An 18,469-nucleotide genomic window follows, 5' to 3' on the forward strand; every position below is an offset into this window, starting at 1 on the left:
TATATAAAAAATCCTTGAGCCACTTCCCATGCAGGAGGCTCAAGGATTTTCTTTTACGGTTACTGTTGTCGGCAATCACCGCTGATTACAGCTGCTCTGCCTGCATTTGATACATTTGCTGATAGATTCCCTGCCCTTGGACAAGACTTGCATGGGTTCCCCGTTCCACGATCTTCCCTTGGTCTAGGACCAAGATTTGATCGGCTTGTTTGATCGTTGACAAACGGTGAGCGATCATGAAGGTCGTCCGTCCTTTTTGCAAGACGGTCATCGCCTTTTGAATGATGGACTCTGTTTCAGTGTCCACATGGCTCGTCGCTTCATCCAGAATCAAGATTTTTGGATCAAACACCAGCGCACGGGCGAAACTGATCAGCTGGCGTTCTCCACTAGAAAACTCATTGCCTTTTTCAACGACCGGATGATGGATGCCTTTTTCGTAGCGGCTCAAAAGGTAGTCAGCGCCGACTTGTTTCAAGGCATCGATAATCATCGCTTCGGTGATCGTTGGATCGTTCATCCCGATGTTGCTGGCGATCGTTCCAGTAAATAGATAGGGATCTTGCATGACGATCGCCATTGAATCTCTTAAACTATGACGATCATAATCAGCGATCACTTGTCCATCCACAACGATTTTTCCCTGCTGCGGATCATAAAAACGGAACAACAGGTTCAAAATACTCGATTTTCCAGAACCAGTATGACCAACTAAAGCAATGGTCTCTCCTGCGGCAACGTCAAAGTTGATATCGTGCAAGATCGCTTGCTCAGGGTCGTAGCCAAAGGTCACTTGTTGGAAAGAAACATCGCCATTCGTGACAGTCAGCTGCTCACTTTGTTGTTTTTCAACCGGCTGATCAGCAAACTCAAAGACCCGCTGTCCAGCAGCTAATGATTGCTGCACATTGGTGATGGTTTGGACAAGCCCTTCGATGGGATCATACAGGCGGTTGATGTAATCAATAAAGGCATACAGCAAGCCTGCTGAGATCGCCAAACGGCCATCAAGGAAAAAGGCGGCCAAGGTCGTGATCAAAATCAAGATCGTTGAATTTCGCAACAAATTGCCTAATCCCCAAGCGATACTTGAATCGAGCAAGAGGTATTTACGTCCAGTTTTGAACCATTTCTCTACTGTTTCATTAAATTCTTTCTGCAACTGATTTTCTCGTTGGAAGGCTTGGATGATCGCCATTCCTTGGACAAATTCATTCAACTGCCCACTGATTTGTGAGATGTATTCCCGCATTGCTAAATTGTAACGAGAGGCATATTTGGTATAAAAGTGCTGCCAGATTCCTAAAATCGGGATCAAAATCAGCATCGCTGCTCCTAAGGTACGATTCAAAAGAAACAATGCAATAAACGCACCAATGATTTGGATGATGTTGCTTAACAAATTACTGATCACGATCACGTAGAAATTAGACCGCAAGACTTCGGTGTCATTCGTGATTCGTGCAACGACTTTACCTGCTGGGATCTGGTCAAAGTAAGAAACCGGTAATTTGTGCATATGGTCAAAAAGCTGATCCCGCATTTTTTTGACGATACTGTTGGACATTTTTCGCAATTGCAGCAAGCTGATATAACGAAAGAGGGAACCAATCAAATTGACCAGCAAATACCCAGCGAGCAATTGGATCAAAAGCATCGTGTCTAAATTGCTACTGTTAACCGCCGGTGTCATCACTCGGTCGATCAGCTGCTTGGCAATCAGTGGTGAAGTCAGTTCGAGCGCTGCAGCCAGCAACAGCAAGATCGCACCCACGGTAAATTGTTTTTTATAATAGCTCAAATACGTGAGCAAACGTTTAATCGTTGAGAACACTCGTATCGTCCTCCTTTAACTGTTGATGATAATACTGCTCTTGGTACCAGCCTGGCGTTTCGATCAACTCCTGATGGGTACCACGCTGTGTGATCCGTCCGTCTTCTAAGACGATGATTTGATCCGCTTCGGTGATGGCGGACAATCGATGGGTCACGATGATGGAGGTCGGTGCCTGCTTCATCGTTTTCAAATTCGTGATGATGGCTTGTTCCGTTTTGGCATCAACTGCCGAAAGGGCATCATCCAGTAAGAGGACTTCACTGTTTCGTAAAAACGCCCGTGCTAAGGACAAGCGCTGTTTTTGTCCACCAGAAAGGGAAACGCCTTTCTCACCGACGACCGTTTCGAGCCCTTCTGGCATCCACTTGATGTCTTCGCTAAAGCAAGCAGCTTCCAGTGCTTCCCACAATACTTCTTCGGAAGCGTCTGGCTGTCCGAATAACAAGTTCTCGCGAATCGTTCGTGAAAACAAGGTATGTTCTTGCGGCACTTCTGCAAAGTGGTTGCGCACTGCTGTTGTTTGATAGGCCGTCAACGGCTGCTCGTTGATCAAGGGGACTTGATCAGAGTATGGATAGCGGTGACCGAATTGTCTTAGCAGCGTCGTTTTTCCGCTGCCGGTCTTCCCAACGATCCCTAAGACTTCTCCACGAGTGATCGTCAAATCCAGTCCTTCTAACACATAACGAGCTGCTTGCGGGTATTGGAAATGGTATGCTTCAAAACGGATCGTATTGATGGCTTGCAGGTCGGCTTCGCCTGGCGTTTCTAATTCATCCCCCGTCTGCAGCACTTCATTGATCCGACGCCAGGATGCGGCACCTTGCTGCATCACATTCACAAGATCTCCTGCTGAGATCATCGGCCAAACGACCATTGTCAAGTACACTTGGAAAGAGACCATCGCACCGATGGTGATCGTTTGGTTGGCAACAAGAAACGCCCCCACACCAAAGCTCATCACGAAACTGATCGCTAAGATGATGGTAATCAGCGGCCCAAAACGGGAATCGATCTCAGATACGATATTGTTTTTCGCTCGTGTTTCCAGTGTTTTCTTTCGAAACTGTTCCGTGGTGGCTCCTTCTAGTCCATAAGCTCGGACGACCCGAATGCCATCAATGATCTCCAGCACTTCACTGTTCATCTCAGAAACAGAATTCTGCGCTTCCGTAAACGCCTTATCGACTTGCGAGCCCCATTTGAAAATGTAATAGGCTAAAAGCGGCATTGGAATCAAGGCAATCAAGGACAGTAGCCAAGAAACCGTCCCAGCCATCATCGCTACGATAAAGCTTAGATACAAACTAGTATTTAAGAAAACCATCAGTCCATACCCAACGGTCATCCCCATCACTTGGACATCGTCACTGGAACGAGTCATTAAATCACCTGTTCGGAAACGATGGTAAAACGGCGCCCCCATTTTGAGAAAGTGGCTCATCAATTGTTCCCGTAATTGTTTTTGCAAATCGTAGGAACCAATAAATAAATTAAACGTCCAAACAAATTCCGCCAAATATCCTAACAAGATAGCTCCCGCGAAGAGGCTCACATATTGGATCAGTACGGAGTAATCAAAATTATCTTGAATCAACGCATCAATGAACAAGCGCAGAATATAGATCGGTGCGACATACATCGCACTAGCGATCACCATAAAGACGAATACAAAGGTATAGCGCACCTTATGTTCTTTAAAATACGTTGTTAATTGTTTTAATACATACTTCATGTTTTATCCCTCACATTCTAAAAAAGTACACAAAAAAGCTCTGTCCCTTCGGAAAAAGGACAGAGCATAAACGTCGTTATTATAGACATTATCTGTACACTAATGGTTACCGAATGAGGGATTCACTTTATTCAATTTGGTTGTTTTTTTATCAAATACTTTTTGCATCGTAATCCCTCCTTCTCTTTTTATTTTTGCTGACTACACCTAACACTTTACAGATAAGTTTCTGAGAATGCAACAACTTTTATTAATTTTCTTTAAAAAAGATTGACTTTTCTAAAAATACGAATGTCAGAACAGTCCTTTTTAACAACCTTTTTTTGAAAACGAATTCCTGTTTTATCCCAAGAGTTGCAAGGATTTTGGCAAAAATAAAAAAACAGATGCCCCTCTTTTCAACAAGCGCTGTTTGATCAGCACAATTGGTTAAAAAAAAGTTCCTCTGTTTTCTTACTACCTGTTTATTCTGTGACAGATGCTAGGCGATAGGATACTGTTCGTCCAAAAGGAAACACTTGCACCCCTTGCAAGCGATCTGTTTTCAAATACGCTACCGCTCCTTGATATAACGGCAAGACGGCTGTATCTTCAACGATCAATTGTTTCTCGAGTTCTTTCAATAAGTCCCAACGGGCAGCTGGGTCGTTTGCTAAAGTCGTCCGTGCTTCTTGTAACCCTTGGTCGTACCTTTCACTAGCATACCCAGAGGTATTCAAGCCACCTGTCGAATCATAAAATTCTAAGAAGTTGATCGGGTCCGCGTAATCTGGTGTCCAAGTCCCGAAGACGAGATCAAATTCACCTTGGGATTGCAAGTCCAAGCGGTTTTGTAAAGGAATCGACTTGGCATCGATGGTTAAACCAGGCAAATTAGTTTCTAACTGTCCTTGGACAAATTCGATGGTTTTCTTGGCTGCTGCTGTATCTGCTGACAACAGTTCCAAAGTGATCTCGTCTTGTCCCAACTCTTCTTTGGCTTGTGCCCAAAGCGCTTGTGCGGCTGTGAGATCATACGGCAGTAAATCGCCATTTTCTTCACGAAAATCTTGGTCTGTTTCAGGATCTTTGGCAAAGTTGCTTGGCACAAAGCCGTTCAATGCAGTGGATCCATCGCCTAAGATATTTTCAGCAAATGCCTCTTTGTCGATGGCTTGTAAAATCGCCTGACGTACCTTGACATTGCCTGTGACTTCTCGTTTTTGGTTGGCACTTAAATACCCCACCAGCGCCTTTGGCACATAGTTGGCTTGAGCTGAGTTTTGGTATTGCTGCGCGTACGTATCCGTTAAGGTGGTGTAGTCCAGTTCTCCTGTTTCAAAAAGGCTGACACCAGTTGCCGTTTCCTTCACTACTTGCACGTCGATCTTGGTCAATTGGACATTCTCAGCATCCCAATAATCAGGATTTTTCGTTAACGTCCATGATTCGTTGGTCCCGTTCCACCCTTCGATCAAGAATGGGCCATTGCCGACAAAATTTTCCGCCGACAACCCATAATCGGCGCCTTTTTCTTCAGCAAACGCTTGATTTTTTGGCATAAAAGGTGTCCCGACCAGAATCTGATCCAAATACGAGATCGGACTTGCCAATGTCAGCTCTAACGTCTGCTGGTCCAATGCTTTGGCACCTAACTCACTGACCTCAGCATCTCCTTGACGTACTTGACTGCCATTTTTCAACACATCCATTTGATTGCTGCTGCTAGAACCGTTCTCTGGATTGGCAACATATTGAAAGGCGTAGACAAAATCATCCGCTGTAACAGGATCGCCATTGCTCCATGTTGCATCACGAATGGTGAAGGTATAAACCAGTCCATCTTCTGATACCGTAGGCTCTTCAGCGGCCATCGCAAGCTCAGGGTCCCCCTCTTGATCCAGACGGTATAACCCTTCTGCCACTTGTCCGATCATATCGGAACTGTTGACATCCGTGTATTGCCCGCTATCAAGGGTCGATAAGGCGCCCGCGGTTGATACTTGAATCTCTTGCGCAACAGCGCCTTGCTCCTCTTGCTGTCCAGAATCCGTCGTGGGACTCGTGGTACTGCAGGCACTTAAAACCAATACTGTGAAAGCAGTGATACCAATCATTTTCTTTTTCATTTTTCTCCTCCTTGCGTGACCTTCTTTCTTACAACACGTCAACGACATACTTGAAAACCGCTTGTTCTTGTAAAAGCGCATCATAGGCAAAGTCAGGATGCCACTGAACCGCCAACAAGCGCTGACCCACGTGTTCAATGCCTTCAATGATGCCATCAGGACTCCAAGCTGTCTTTTGCAATGGACGAGCCAATCGATCCACCGCTTGATGATGAAAGGAATTGACCTTTGTTTTTTGACCGTATACACGAGCCAACATGCTTTTTTCAGCCGTCGCGATGGCATGGGTCGGCACTTCTTTCGGAATCGGCGCCTGCATATGAATGATCTCACTGAAGGTACTGATGTCTTGCTGCAGCGTGCCCCCAAAGGCCACGTTGACCAGCTGCATCCCCCGACAAACCGCAAAAATTGGTTTCTTTTGCAGCAGCGCTTCATCGATCAGCTCCAGTTCAAACTCATCCCGTGCCAAAAAGCCGCTTCCAGTTGCCTGATGGGCCTCCTGCCCATAAAACTTGGGTGAAACATCTTGTCCACCAGCTAACACCAGTTTATCGATCTGTGAAACATAGTCCTTGGCTATAGCTGGTTCACTGATTGGCAAGAGCAATGGCAGTCCGCCCGCTTGCTGGATCGCTCGCACATACCCTAATGGTGTGTAGGCGATCGGCAAATGATGCAGCACATCGCCAGCATCTTGCACTTCATTCGCAGCGATCCCTATAATTGGTTTGCCCATCGACATCCCTCCCTGATTAACGAATTTTTCAGAAAAAAGCGGCATCTAGCAGTTGAACAAGGCAAGCGCCACTTTTTCCCTCAAGATATGTTTCAACTATTCTAAACCAATCGGCACTTTTTGTGAAACACTATTTTCACTTTCGCGATCATTTATTACAATCACCATTCTATTCAACCGCCTCTTTGATTCGCAATAAAGAACACCGCTAGTCAGATATAGTTGAATTTTGCCAATGCTTTCTCTACGTAAAAAAACATGCGAGAAGCCGTGGCTTTCCGCATGTTTCGTCATTAAAATAATCGATTGTCTTTTAAAAACTCCAGCATCTGTGTTTTTAGGGGATCTTTTTCATTGCGGATCGACTTTGTTTGCGTCGTTTCATCAAGTGTCGATGGTCGCTTTTTAGGAAAAGGCGTCGCTGGTTCTTCTGCTAACTCTAAAATTTGAAAGGTATCCACCACCACTTCTGCCGCACAAAATCTTTGCCCTTCTGCTGTTTCATACGGACAGCCTTGCAAGTGTCCGTTGATTTTAATACTTGCTCCTTTTTGAGTATACCGTAAAAAGGTCTCTGCCTGTTTCCCATGAACGACACAAGCAAACCATTCATGATGCACTTCTTCACTGTTTTGCCATTGAGATACAATGACAAGATCAAAACGTACGCCCTGATCGTCCGCCGCATCAAACGCTTCTTTACTAGGCATCGCTGCGATTTTCCCAGTAAGAACCACTTTATTCATTGCCACGCTGCATCCTCGCTTTTCTCTCATTTCTTGAGTGATCTAAACTTATGCGACCTATTCTACCATATTCCAAAAAACAAGCAATCAAAGGGCGAATGGCTTAAGAAATGCTTTGAAAAAAATGAACCAACTCAAAGAATTCGTCTGCTCCTGTCAAAAAGCTGCGATTTTTTGACGGAAAAATTCTCTTTGCTCCACACAGCAAAAAAACAGTTGGTTCAATACCCCTATGAACCAACCGTCTTCTGCAAATCTTTATTTAGCAAAGGAATCTTGACTACCATAGCGATCAAAATGGAGGGTTTCGCTTTCGAGATAATCGATGATCGCTTTGGGGATCAGGACCCCTTCTTGCTGAGCTTTTTCAAAGTGTATTTGGCTGATCTCTCCAGGATAGTAGACTTGTGATTGCCCTTTTACTGGCGAGATTGCATGCAGCTCAGTCACCATCTGATCGACGCTTTGCTTGAAGGTTTCGGTGTCCGTAAAACGAGACGGATCGATCACAAGAAGAAATTGTCCTAAGCGACGTTTTTCCGTCAAATCCGCATACATGGAGGTGACCTGTTTACCAAAAGCCAAGCCCAACATCGAGCCAGCTAAAATATCCACCATCATCATCAAGCCATATCCTTTGGCACCAGCGATTGGCAATAATCCTTGGACTGCATAGGGGTCGGTGGTAGGCAAGCCTTGCTCGTCTACGGCCCAAGTATCGGGGATCTGCTGCTTCTTCGAGCGAGCGTCCAAAATTTTGCCCCACGCTTGAACCGTTGTCGCCATATCAAAAACCACCGGCGGATGATTGGCTCGTGGTGCTGCAAACGCGATTGGATTGGTGCCAAAATAGTTTTCGGTCCCACCAAAAGGCACCGCCATCGGATCCGATTGACACATGGCGATCGCCACTAAGTCGGCTTCAGCAGCCTGTTTGACGTAATACGCCATCGTCCCGCTATGGCTGGTCTGCTCGATTCCTACTGCAGCGATCCCTGCTTCTTTCGCCAGATGAATGGCGATCGCAATCGCTTCGTTGCACACATAATGCCCCATGCCGTTATCTCCGTGAAAAATTCCAGTAGCGGCGCCTGTTTTTTCAAAAGACATGTTTGGTTCTAGCGTGATGCCGCCTTTTACTAAGCGCTCGGCATAGTAGTCCATCCGCACGGCACCATGAGAATGGATCCCGCACGCATCCGCAAAGGTCAAATGCGCCGCTGTTTCACTGGCAGCGGCTTCTGGCAAACCAGCAGCCAAGAGTTTCTTTTTCATCAATGCTTCTAATTCCAGCAGAGATCGTCTGCTCATTTCTTCCATCTTTTCTCCTCCTTAGAAAAAGAGAAGCACGCTTGGCAACGGCTTCTCTTATTGATTAAACACGCGATGATCGAGTTCATCAGCAGACTTAGCGATCAAAAGCGCTGAATAGACGTCTGAGTTCACGTTCAAGATCGTCCGCAGCATACCAACAAACCATTCGACACCAGCAAATAGCGCAATGCTTTCGATTGGTAAACCGAGCTGGGGAACAATGATTGCCAAGGAAACTAACCCCGCTCCGGGAACAACTGCATTGGCTAAAGAAACGAAAGTCGCAGTTACAGCTACCGTCACCATTTGGATCCCGTCAAAGTTGATTTGATACATTTGGGCGATCGTCATGACTGTAATCGCCATATGCATCGCTGACCCATTGCTGTTCAAAGACATCCCTAACGGCAATACCAAATTGGTGATGCGGCTACTGAGTCCTAATTTATTCTGGGATTCTTCCATAGCGATCGGCAGCGTGATGGCAGAGGAGGTTGTCGCCAATGCCATGACCGACATATTTTTCATATTTTTGATCAATCGTAACGGATTGATCCGACAATACACGGTCAACAAGACTAGCCACAGCCCAAGGAACGTGACGGTGGCTAGACCGTAGACGAGCAAATAGCTGCCTAATGGCAAAATGATCTGCAAGCCCAGGGAGCTGATCGTTGAAGCGATCAAAGCAAAAATACCGATTGGTGCCACGATCATCACGTAACGAATGATGGCAATGACGACCTCATTCAGATCCACGATCAGCCCATAAAGAGCTGACTCAGGTTTCTTTTGCACAAAGCGATTGAGGGCAACACCAAAAAATAACCCAAAAACGATGATTTGAATAATTGACCCTTTACTCAACGCATCGAAAATATTCGTGGGAATAAAGTTGATCACTGTCTCTGATATAGAAATTTCTTGTGCTTGCAGAGGTTCGCCGGCAGCTTGTGAAAAGTCGATCCCTTTGCCTGGAGCAAAGAAGAGCGCCATCAGCACGCCCCATGCAGCAGCGAATAAGGAGGAAATCCCAAAGACAGCGATCGTTTTTCCACCCAAACGAGTGAGTTCTTTCGGGGCAATCCCCCCAACTGCTTGAATGATTTGGCCAACGATCAATAATGGGATCGCCATTTGCATCAGACGCAAGAAAAGATCGCCCAAAATTTTTAGGAACGAAGCGGCTTGCCCAAAGAACAAACCGCAAAGAATCCCTAGAAGAACGGCAATAACGATCTGCGTCACCATCGGTAGTTTTTTTGCTTTCACTTTGATCCCCTCTTTATTTTCGAAGTATGGTTCCTGTATGCTGATCCAGTTCAGCTAACTTTTCGATTGAGGTAATAATCGCGGTTCTGGCTGCATCTTCTTCGACAAAATCAATCGCAGCTTCTATTTTTGGCAACATACTACCCGCTGCAAAATGGCCTTCCTCGATGTAGCCCTTGGCTTGTGCCACACTGATTTCCCCTAAGGCTTGCTGATTCGGCTGGTTGTAATTGATGTAGATATTGTCGACACCAGTCAAAATGATCAGGCGATCGGCCTGCACGTCTTTTGCTAAGACACTAGCGGTAAAGTCCTTGTCGTTGACGGCTTCCACGCCAGTAAACCCATTGTCGTTGCGAACGACAGGTACGCCACCACCACCGGCGCAAATCGTGATCACACCAGCATCGACCAATGTTTTGATGGCTTCTTTTTCAACGATTTCTTGCGGTTTCGGGGATGGAACCACTTTCCGGTAACCACGCCCAGCATCTTCTTGATATACCCCGCCATTGGCTGCCATCGCAGCATTGGCTTCCTCTTCACTATAAAAAGGTCCGACTGGTTTGGAAGGTTTCTCAAAGGATGGATCTGCTGGATCGACACGAACTTGGGTGACTAATGAGATCACCGAAGGATGTGCTTGACGTGTGGCAAACTCATTGATCAAGGCATTTTGCAGCCAATAACCGATACTTCCTTGGGTCATCGCCACGCAGCTGTCTAATTTCAATTGGGGATTTTTTTCACTTTCCCCTGCTTTTTGCTGCAACAGTAAGTTGCCGACTTGTGGTCCATTGCCGTGACAAACAATGACTTTTTCCCCTTTTTCGACAAAATCGGCAATATAACGTGCTGCTTGCGCAACAACTGCTTTTTGTCCTTCATCACTAGGGTCTTTATCTAAAATAGCATTGCCGCCTAACGCGATCACATTCAAACTCATTTTATGCTCTCCTTCTGATTTTCCTTTGCTAATACGGCAAAAACACCTAATCCGATCAGCAGTAATAGACAAGACAGGTAAAACCCGACCTGCATCGATCCTAAAGAATCGGCTAAAAAGCCAGTAACATAAGGTGCTAAGATCGACCCCGACATCCCGATAAAATTATAGGCACTCAAGGTCGTTCCTAAGGCGCCTTTTGGTGCGTTTTTCGTCACAAAGGTCACGACGATTGGATCAAGCGCCAGCTTGCCAGTCAATCCATACAAAATCAAAACAGTGATCAATAAGGTACGATCCGTTACAAAGGCAATGGCAAATACGGAAAGGGTCGCCAATGGGACCAATAAATAGACTAATTTTTTCGTTGCGCCTGTTTTATCATTCAATCGAGCAAAAATCAACGCACCTGGAATTGATGCCCATGGGACTAAGGAAGCAATAAAGCCGACACTCGCCCCTTCAAAGCCACGCTCGGCAATCAAGAATTGCGGCAGCCAAGTAATGATCACAAAGTTTGCATAAATGCTGGTAAAGCATAGAACAAAGGCTGCCACGAGATTGCGGTTTGAAAAAATCTGCTTCAAGGAAATCTTTTCTTTCGGCCCTTCTTCTTTTATTTCTTGTCCTTCATCTTCTGGACGAATCACTTTTTCTTTCAAAACAAAATAGAACAAGACACCGACGATCAAGGTCGGAATTGCCATTAGGAAGAAGGGTTGGCTCCAATGGCCCCCGTTATCCAAGACTAATTTACTAGAAAGCAAGTACCCACCAGACGTTCCAAACGCCATCCCACTGTTGATAATGGCATTTCCGACGGTTCGTTTGTTGTCGGGAATCGCTTCGGTAGACAATGCGTATTGCGGACCGTAATAGGCACCTTGACCAATCCCTGCAATGGCACGAATCACTAAAAACAAAACAAAGCTTGTGGCTAGCCCACTGAAGTACGTAGTCACCGCCAATAAAACAAAGCCTAGAGCGATCACTAATTTGCGACCGATTTTGTCGCCGATGATCCCAAAAGGAATTTGCGCAACGGCATAAGTCAAAAAGAAAATACTATTGGCAAGTCCTAGTTGTGTGTTACTTAAATTGAATTCTTCACCGATCACACCCATGATTGGATTGAAGATCGTCCGTGTGGCGTACATTAAAATCCAGCCGACAAAGAAAATAGCAATGACTTTTTTCCAGTAAGAATTGCTTACTTTGACCGCATCTTTCTGGTTACTGATTTCCATGATTTCTCCCCTTTTCTATTCTTTTTCCTCAAGTGACAATGACTCCAACGCTAACAACAACCCAAAGCTAAGATCTTTGCCTGACGAATGACCGATGGACATCAGCTGCTGCACGTCGTTTTCCAGCACCTGTGGGTTTTTGCTTTTTACGTCTTGGAATAATTGCAGCATTACCGAATTGACATACCCTTGACTGGCACTTTGAATATATGCAAGGCTGACATCCGTCGTAGACAGCGGTTTTGCCAATGCTTGCGCTAACGTTTCGGCTTCTGGCTGCTGCAAGGCATAGAGCATCGCTTGATAGGCAACGAGAAGATCATCGCCGCTAGGTGTCAATCCTTTGCCGCGACCAATCAGGTGGTCAATGATTGGTTCCCAATCTGAGACAGACTGCCGCAATGCCGCAAACACTGCTTGGGTTTTCTCATCTTCTGGCAACCCAATCTTGGTTTCTAGTTCTTGTTGAAGCAGTATTTCTTTCAAAAGCTGCAATTCCGCAGAGGTGAAGGATAACTCCTTCACCTGCAGCGAAACCAATTCTTTCTCCTCTAATGAAAGAGAAAATGTTCCTTTTGTGCTGTAAAAGGTCAGACCATGCTCTCGGACTTGCACGCGATTGCCGACTTCGATCAAAGGTAGGACTTGTTCAAACAATGCATCGGGTAAAAAGACGCCGAAGCCAGTTAAATAGTTGCGATAGTTGTTGATATTGACCAGCTGCTGCCCGATCATCACATTGAATGAACGATCAAACACGCTATGCACCCGACCGGTACGACCGAATCGTTGCAGTGGGTCTAGATAATCACTGATTTTGATTTTCTCAGTCAACTTCGATCCCCAGATCCTTCGCATAAGCCGTCAAGGCATTTTCAAAACAGCCTAACGGTGCACGCACCGTGCCTGCGCCGACTTGACCGACACCTGCTTCTTTATGGGCAATCCCAGTATTAATGATTGGGGTGATGCCTGTTTCAACGACTTTACGGATGTCGATCCCCAAACAAGTCCCTTGGAAGTCCCATGTTGGGATCGAGAAGGTCGGATTATGACCGAAACAGATTTTTGCCATTTCGTTGGAAGTTTCCAGCGCATCTTCAAAGCCACCAGCGCCGACAAAGCGTGTTACCCCTGGTGCGGCTACCATCGCCATTGCTCCGACACCGACGGTTTCAGTAATGGCACTGTCCCCAATATCAGGATTGCCATCTGCTTCGGTAAACCCAGTAAAGTACAAACCTTTCGGCGTATTGACTGGTGCAGTATGCCATTGGTCTTCTGTTTGGGCGACACGAACCCCAAAGTTAACACCGTTTCTCGTCATGGTGGTCACGATCGTTCCTTTGGCATCGACACGGGCACCGTCAACGATGGCTTTCCCGGTTGCCATCATGATATTCAAGAAGAACTGATCGGTATCTGCTAAGAACTTGATCACTTCATATTTTTGCTTTTCATCGATCTCTGTTTGGATGATCAACGGCGCGATCTCTTTCAAAAAGTTCAATGATGCTGCAATATTTCGTTGATGGAATTCATCCCCCATTGTGATCGACCGGGCAATCAATACATTCAAGTTGATGCCTTCTTCTGTTAATTGTAATGCCTTGGCAATGGTTGGTCCTAAGACGTCTTTGATCCAATCCAAACGATCGATGACTTCTTGTGAATAGGCACCAAATCGTAAGACTTTACCGATCCCTTCGTTCAAAATACAGTAGGCTTTGTTGCCGACAAGGCGGTTTTCAACCACAAAGACAGGCATATTCCCAGAAGTGATTCCCCCCATTGGTCCAACTGCCTGGACATGGTGACATGGCATAAAGCGGACTTCCCCACTTTCGAGTAAGCGTCGGGCTTCGTCTTCATCCTTCGCCCAGCGTTCAAACAAGGCAGCGCCGATACAAGACCCTTGCATCGGTCCCGTCATTTCCGACCATTGGATCGGCGGTCCTGCATGCAGCAAGGTTTTCTGGCTTTCGTTTAATTCAGCAATCACTGATTTAGCTGGAACGACATCAATCAAGAATGGTTGGGCATTTTTGATTTTATCCGTCACTGCTTGGTTTTCAGCTGTGATTTTTTCGTCAAATTCTTCTAACGCGTCTAAAATACGGATCATTTTCTTGTTGCCGTTGGCACGAGGACGCCAGTTAAATTGTTCTGTTTTCCCGCCATATTGCAGGATCGATTCATTGAAGCTTTGCAAGCCAACATTGATGATCCGTGGTTTGGTGGTCAACAGCTCCATCACTTTCTCGCTAACTGTCGGCACCTCAACTTTGCTACCAGTATAATCATTGACCGCTTTGTCTGCTTCAGAAAGAGTCGCCCCTTTTAAGGCGAGGGCTAATTGCACTGCTTGAGCATTGCTTGGTGCCACATAGACGCCAGTTGCTTTCAAACGGTTGACTGCTTCTTGATAGTTTTGCGGATCTTTTTCAGTTCCGCAGACGGTAGCAACAAAGTATAGCGCGCGATCAGCTGCTTGGGCTGTTTGCTGTGCAGCTTCGATGGCTGGTAACAGTGCACCTACCATATCTGCATGTGCGCCGTAACCTAACACCACATCAAATAAAATGACCCCGGTTTGCTCATCTTGCGCATAGTCTTCGATTTTTTTGATGCGCACTTCAGGATCGATCATTGGGTGCGGTTTGCCTTGGGTATAGATATCATCACCAAGGTCGATCACATCATAGCCGTGGGAATGCAAGATATAGCCTTCTTGTTTTACAAGGCCTTCTAGATTCAAGGCTTCGGAGATCAGCATTCCTGCTTCGGCAGCTAATGTACCGCCAGAATAAAGACCTTTGACCACTTTGTCTTCAGCGAGTTTGGGCACATCTGGGGTTGCCACGCGTTCAAAATAGTTCGCTTTGACGGGTTCTTCATTGGCAAGATCAACAGCGATGCGCGCTGTTTCTTCCAGAGTATGTGCCAAATAGACTTTTCCTTCATGGGCTTCTGGTTTTTCTCCTAAGAAAATCGCTACCACTGGTTTGCTGATACTTTGCAGCAATTGAACGACTTCATCCCGCACTTCTTTTGCAGGTGGTTTCGAGATCACGCAAATCACATCTGTCGGTTCATGATTTTCTAAAGCAACGATGGCATCTTTGACAGTGATCGCCCCAACTTTTTCGCTTAAGTCACGTCCGCCGGTCCCGATGGCATGAACGACACCACCGCCTAATCGGTCAATGATCGTCGTCACTTCTTGAATCCCCGTACCAGAGGCACCAACGACGCCGATATTTCCTGGTGCCACGACATTCGTGAAGGCAATCGGAATGCTGGAAATAATACCGGTCCCACAGTCAGGCCCCATCATCAATAAACCCTTTTCATGAGCCAGCTTTTTCAAACGAACTTCATCTTCGATAGCAACATTGTCCGTAAACGAGAAAACATGCAAGTCATTTTTCAAGGCTTTTTCCATCTCGGCTGCGCCATATTCCCCAGGAATACTAAATAATGCAACATTGGCATCCGGCATTGCGCTCAAGGCTTCTTGCCATGAAGCCGCCGCTGGCGTTTCTTTGCCTTGATCTTTTGCTGAAAGATCAGCTAAAAATGAATCGATCGCTGGCATTACTTGATCCATGATCTGTTCGTTTTGGCTATCGACTACGATCATCATATCGTTGGGTGAAGCCCCTTCAGCCTCTTCAGAAAGCAAGCCAGTGTTATTTAATATGTCTTTGTTTGCATCCGTCCCCATCATGATTTGACTCATTTCGACATCGCCTAGATCATTGATCGTATTCGTCAGCAGCATTAAGTTAATGGAATCTTGGTAGTTATTCTTTAAGATTACTGTGTGCAGCATTTGTTCTCCTCCTTTTCTTATACTCTCATTCTAACGAGCCTTGTTTGCGTTTTCATTGGATAAAGTTCTAAAAAAATGCTATACTTTTTATCCAAAAGAGAAAAAAGGAGCATTTTATGAAATTAAAAGAATTGGTTGAACTGCCGCTTTTTGAAAAAAGTAAAGTACTGACTGGCTCCATTGGTTTAACAAATTCCGTTGGTTCCGTCATGGTGCTGGAAGCGATGGACATTGAGAAGTGGAGCAAAGCCCATCAATTGATTTTGACTTCTTTTTATGCCTTCAAAGACCAATCCCCTGAGGAACTGCGTGTTTTTTTTGAAAAAATGCAGCAAATCGGTGTCAGCGGTTTAGTGATCAAAGTGGATCGCTTGATCCCTATGATCCCAGATTGGGTGATTGAGCTTAGCTTTGCTTATCAGATCCCTTTGATCAAAGTGCAGCAAGAAGTCAGCTATGAAGCCATCATGCTAGCGGTTTACGAACCATTGCTGAATCACCAAACCCAGCTGCTGCGTACCTATTACGAAGTTCGCCAGCGCTTCATGAAAGTTGAGCGCAACCACTCTTCTTTCGATCAGATCATGCAGGAGTTCTATCAATTGATCGAAAAGCCTTGTTCGTTGCGCATCCCCCATTTAGATGTGCATGTGTCCGTCGGTCAATCCTTTAAGAATTTCGTGGTGACCAAACAAGAACCCATGAAAACCATCGAGTTTACCAAGAACCACTACGAATATTTGGAATTATTTTCTCATGAGAACAATCAATATGTGACTGCCATAAAAGTAGAGATCATCAATCCTTACAATGATCTGTGTACCTTGATCGTTTATCAGAAAGATTCGCAGATCCCTGAGGCAAAAGTCATGATCATTGAAAATGTGATCGACGTCATTTATGAACGCCTCCAAATGGAGTATTTGTTGAAGAAAGAACGCTACAATCGCATGAACAATCTTGCCGATGCAATCTTACAAAACACTCCTAGTAATTTGGCTGAGCTGGATCTTTTGTTAGAAGAAGCGCAACTGGATCGCTACGATTTCTACCAAGGCATTGCCTTTGCTTCCAACAGCTTCAAAGATAAGGAGCGTAAGTCCGTCGTTTTGCACAAGCTACGGGCGTTGAAAACACCCCACGTCTTTTTTGAACACCACAATTATTTGGTGATCCTCTATAATTTCCAATCGATCGCCCATCAGGTGACGAAACAGATGCTGCAGACACATTTTGATGATGCCCTGTTAGCCGATGAACATGGCTGCTTGGTGGTCAGCGAAGTCTTGCGCAAGGAACAGATCAAAGAGATCCTGCCAGAGTGTTTGGATGCGATCCGCTTCAATCGGCAGTTTTATTTGGCGCCGATCATTGCCTATAGCGACTTAGGTATCTTTAGTTCCTTTATCAAGGAGAACCAACTGGAAAAGCTGCAGCAAAGCATTCCCCCGAAGCTGTATCAACTCTCGGAAGAAAATGAAGAGCTGTTCAAAACGCTGTATACCTTTTTTATCACGAATCGCAATTACAAAAATACGGCTGAAACCTTGTTTCTTCATGCCAAAACGATTCGTTATCGGCTAAGCAAAATCGAACAGCTACTAGAGATCGATCTGACAAGTCCGATCCAATTAGTCAATTACGAGATCGGCACCTATTTATTAGAGCTTCAGAAAAGGAGTCAAGCAAAATGAAAAAAGAATGGCAATTGACCACCGGTGCTTCGGTGTCCCTTTATCCTGCTTCGGAGAAATACGTGATTTACTTTCACGGCGGCGGTTTTGTTTATGGGACCCGTCAAGACATTCCCGCATCACTGATCGCACTATTTCAAGAGCAGCAATACAGCGTCCTCACAGTCGATTATTTACTGGCGCCCAATTCCTCGTTAGCGGAGATTTTGGCGCTGAACTGGCAAAATTTTCAAGAATTGCAAGCAACTGTGCTTAAAGATAACCCGTTTTGTTTGTGCGGACGCTCAGCTGGCGGTTATTTGATGCTGGCGCTGACCCAGCAATTACTGAAGGAACAACAGAGATTGCCTGAAAAACTGGTCAATTTTTATGGGTATACCGATCTTTCTTTTATTGAAAACAAACGAGTCTTGCAGCAGCCGCTCTTAAGCAAAGAGCAAGTCCCTTCTTTGGATCAAACCGAGATCGTTTGGGATGATCCGCAGTTTCAGCGCTATTTGCCTTATGTTTATTGGGTTCAACAGCAAGAACTCACCACGATCTATGGTCTAACAGCTGAAGCTCTTTCTGACTATGCCATTGATCCTGAGCTGCTTGCTCAATTTTCTCCAATTTTCAGCAGTGCCAGCAGTACCGATGAGGAAGTTCCTTTTCGTTACAGCAAAGGCTTGAAGAAAGTGCCTAAAAGCAAATTTGTCCCTGTCTATGATTTGCCCCACGACTTTTTGAAAAACGTCGAGGAGCCGCAAGTCCAAATGGTGTTTCAGCAGCTCGCCCGTTGGCTCAAACAATAATTTGATACAAGTAAAGTGAAAATAATGTTTTTTTATTTCGACGAGTACACAGAAAAACTCTGATTGCCTTCGCTTCCTCCTTATCTCAAAAAACGTGCGGTTTAATGAAACTCTTTTAATAAAAAAGGCTTGATACAGGCTCAATTCAAGAGAGAATGCTATACTAAAGGGGAGTATGTTATAGGAAAGAAGGATGAGGTTT

Annotated in this window: 13 protein-coding genes; 2 read left to right on the top strand and 11 right to left on the bottom strand. The window is 45.3% G+C overall.

Annotated elements, in window-relative coordinates; all coding sequences use genetic code 11:
• Positions 1-85 precede the first annotated feature (85 nt).
• From IGJ05_RS06615 to fdrA, 11 genes are all read right to left on the bottom strand, one after another.
• On the bottom strand, positions 86-1,834 hold the full coding sequence (locus IGJ05_RS06615) for an ABC transporter ATP-binding protein (protein ID WP_005225384.1): 1,749 nt from the start codon (positions 1,832-1,834) through the stop codon (positions 86-88).
• A complete protein-coding gene (locus IGJ05_RS06620; protein ID WP_262119052.1) occupies positions 1,818-3,572 on the bottom strand; it encodes an ABC transporter ATP-binding protein in 1,755 nt (584 codons plus the stop codon). Before IGJ05_RS06620 ends, IGJ05_RS06615 begins: the two co-directional genes overlap by 17 nt.
• A gap of 464 nt (positions 3,573-4,036) precedes the next feature.
• The gene (locus IGJ05_RS06625) at positions 4,037-5,680 is read right to left on the bottom strand and encodes a peptide ABC transporter substrate-binding protein (RefSeq protein WP_142973712.1); all 1,644 of its coding nucleotides are present in this window, start codon (positions 5,678-5,680) and stop codon (positions 4,037-4,039) included.
• Between the two features lie 28 nt (positions 5,681-5,708).
• Complete coding sequence (locus IGJ05_RS06630; RefSeq protein WP_262119050.1) at positions 5,709-6,419, bottom strand: gamma-glutamyl-gamma-aminobutyrate hydrolase family protein; 711 nt, start codon at positions 6,417-6,419, stop codon at positions 5,709-5,711.
• Positions 6,420-6,712: 293 nt separating this feature from the next.
• Positions 6,713-7,195: a single-stranded DNA-binding protein gene (gene ssb, locus IGJ05_RS06635; protein WP_034695396.1), complete on the bottom strand. Its 483-nt coding sequence runs from the start codon at positions 7,193-7,195 to the stop codon at positions 6,713-6,715.
• A gap of 228 nt (positions 7,196-7,423) precedes the next feature.
• The gene (gene allD, locus IGJ05_RS06640) at positions 7,424-8,485 is read right to left on the bottom strand and encodes an ureidoglycolate dehydrogenase (protein WP_010747684.1); all 1,062 of its coding nucleotides are present in this window, start codon (positions 8,483-8,485) and stop codon (positions 7,424-7,426) included.
• 48 nt (positions 8,486-8,533) lie between these two features.
• Positions 8,534-9,751 carry a dicarboxylate/amino acid:cation symporter gene (locus tag IGJ05_RS06645; RefSeq protein ID WP_010747683.1) on the bottom strand — a complete coding sequence of 406 codons (1,218 nt, stop codon included), beginning with the start codon at positions 9,749-9,751 and terminating at the stop codon, positions 8,534-8,536.
• 13 nt (positions 9,752-9,764) lie between these two features.
• Entirely contained in the window at positions 9,765-10,697 is a 933-nt protein-coding gene (arcC, locus tag IGJ05_RS06650; protein WP_008379201.1) for a carbamate kinase, read from the bottom strand.
• Positions 10,694-11,944 carry an MFS transporter gene (locus IGJ05_RS06655; RefSeq protein WP_428207813.1) on the bottom strand — a complete coding sequence of 417 codons (1,251 nt, stop codon included), beginning with the start codon at positions 11,942-11,944 and terminating at the stop codon, positions 10,694-10,696. The genes arcC and IGJ05_RS06655 overlap by 4 nt, the downstream gene beginning before the upstream one ends.
• 15 nt (positions 11,945-11,959) lie before the next feature.
• On the bottom strand, positions 11,960-12,778 hold the full coding sequence (locus IGJ05_RS06660; protein WP_228077377.1) for a DUF2877 domain-containing protein: 819 nt from the start codon (positions 12,776-12,778) through the stop codon (positions 11,960-11,962).
• Positions 12,771-15,779 (bottom strand): DUF1116 domain-containing protein, encoded by a 3,009-nt coding sequence (gene fdrA, locus IGJ05_RS06665; protein WP_142437535.1) that lies wholly within the window; start codon positions 15,777-15,779, stop codon positions 12,771-12,773. The genes IGJ05_RS06660 and fdrA overlap by 8 nt, the downstream gene beginning before the upstream one ends.
• A 116-nt stretch (positions 15,780-15,895) precedes the next feature.
• On the opposite strand from fdrA, the gene IGJ05_RS06670 reads away from it, so the two are divergent.
• Positions 15,896-17,473, top strand: a complete 1,578-nt coding sequence (locus tag IGJ05_RS06670) for a PucR family transcriptional regulator (protein WP_005225373.1) — start codon at positions 15,896-15,898, stop codon at positions 17,471-17,473.
• The gene (locus IGJ05_RS06675) at positions 17,470-18,267 is read left to right on the top strand and encodes an alpha/beta hydrolase (RefSeq protein WP_438725107.1); all 798 of its coding nucleotides are present in this window, start codon (positions 17,470-17,472) and stop codon (positions 18,265-18,267) included. Before IGJ05_RS06670 ends, IGJ05_RS06675 begins: the two co-directional genes overlap by 4 nt.
• Positions 18,268-18,469: the final 202 nt, after the last annotated feature.

It is taken from the genome of Enterococcus sp. AZ167 (assembly GCF_051714025.1).
Lineage (GTDB): Bacteria > Bacillota > Bacilli > Lactobacillales > Enterococcaceae > Enterococcus_D > Enterococcus_D casseliflavus.

Bases quoted from the DNA above. Each gene is read 5' to 3' on its own strand.
- fdrA (WP_142437535.1), bottom strand. From the start codon at position 15,779: ATGCTGCACACAGTAATCTTAAAGAATAACTACCAAGATTCCATTAAC.
- ssb (WP_034695396.1), bottom strand. From the start codon at position 7,195: ATGAGAGAAAAGCGAGGATGCAGCGTGGCAATGAATAAAGTGGTTCTT.
- IGJ05_RS06630 (WP_262119050.1), bottom strand. From the start codon at position 6,419: ATGGGCAAACCAATTATAGGGATCGCTGCGAATGAAGTGCAAGATGCT.
- allD (WP_010747684.1), bottom strand. From the start codon at position 8,485: ATGGAAGAAATGAGCAGACGATCTCTGCTGGAATTAGAAGCATTGATG.
- arcC (WP_008379201.1), bottom strand. From the start codon at position 10,697: ATGAGTTTGAATGTGATCGCGTTAGGCGGCAATGCTATTTTAGATAAA.
- IGJ05_RS06625 (WP_142973712.1), bottom strand. From the start codon at position 5,680: ATGAAAAAGAAAATGATTGGTATCACTGCTTTCACAGTATTGGTTTTA.
- IGJ05_RS06675 (WP_438725107.1), top strand. From the start codon at position 17,470: ATGAAAAAAGAATGGCAATTGACCACCGGTGCTTCGGTGTCCCTTTAT.
- IGJ05_RS06620 (WP_262119052.1), bottom strand. From the start codon at position 3,572: ATGAAGTATGTATTAAAACAATTAACAACGTATTTTAAAGAACATAAG.
- IGJ05_RS06655 (WP_428207813.1), bottom strand. From the start codon at position 11,944: ATGGAAATCAGTAACCAGAAAGATGCGGTCAAAGTAAGCAATTCTTAC.
- IGJ05_RS06670 (WP_005225373.1), top strand. From the start codon at position 15,896: ATGAAATTAAAAGAATTGGTTGAACTGCCGCTTTTTGAAAAAAGTAAA.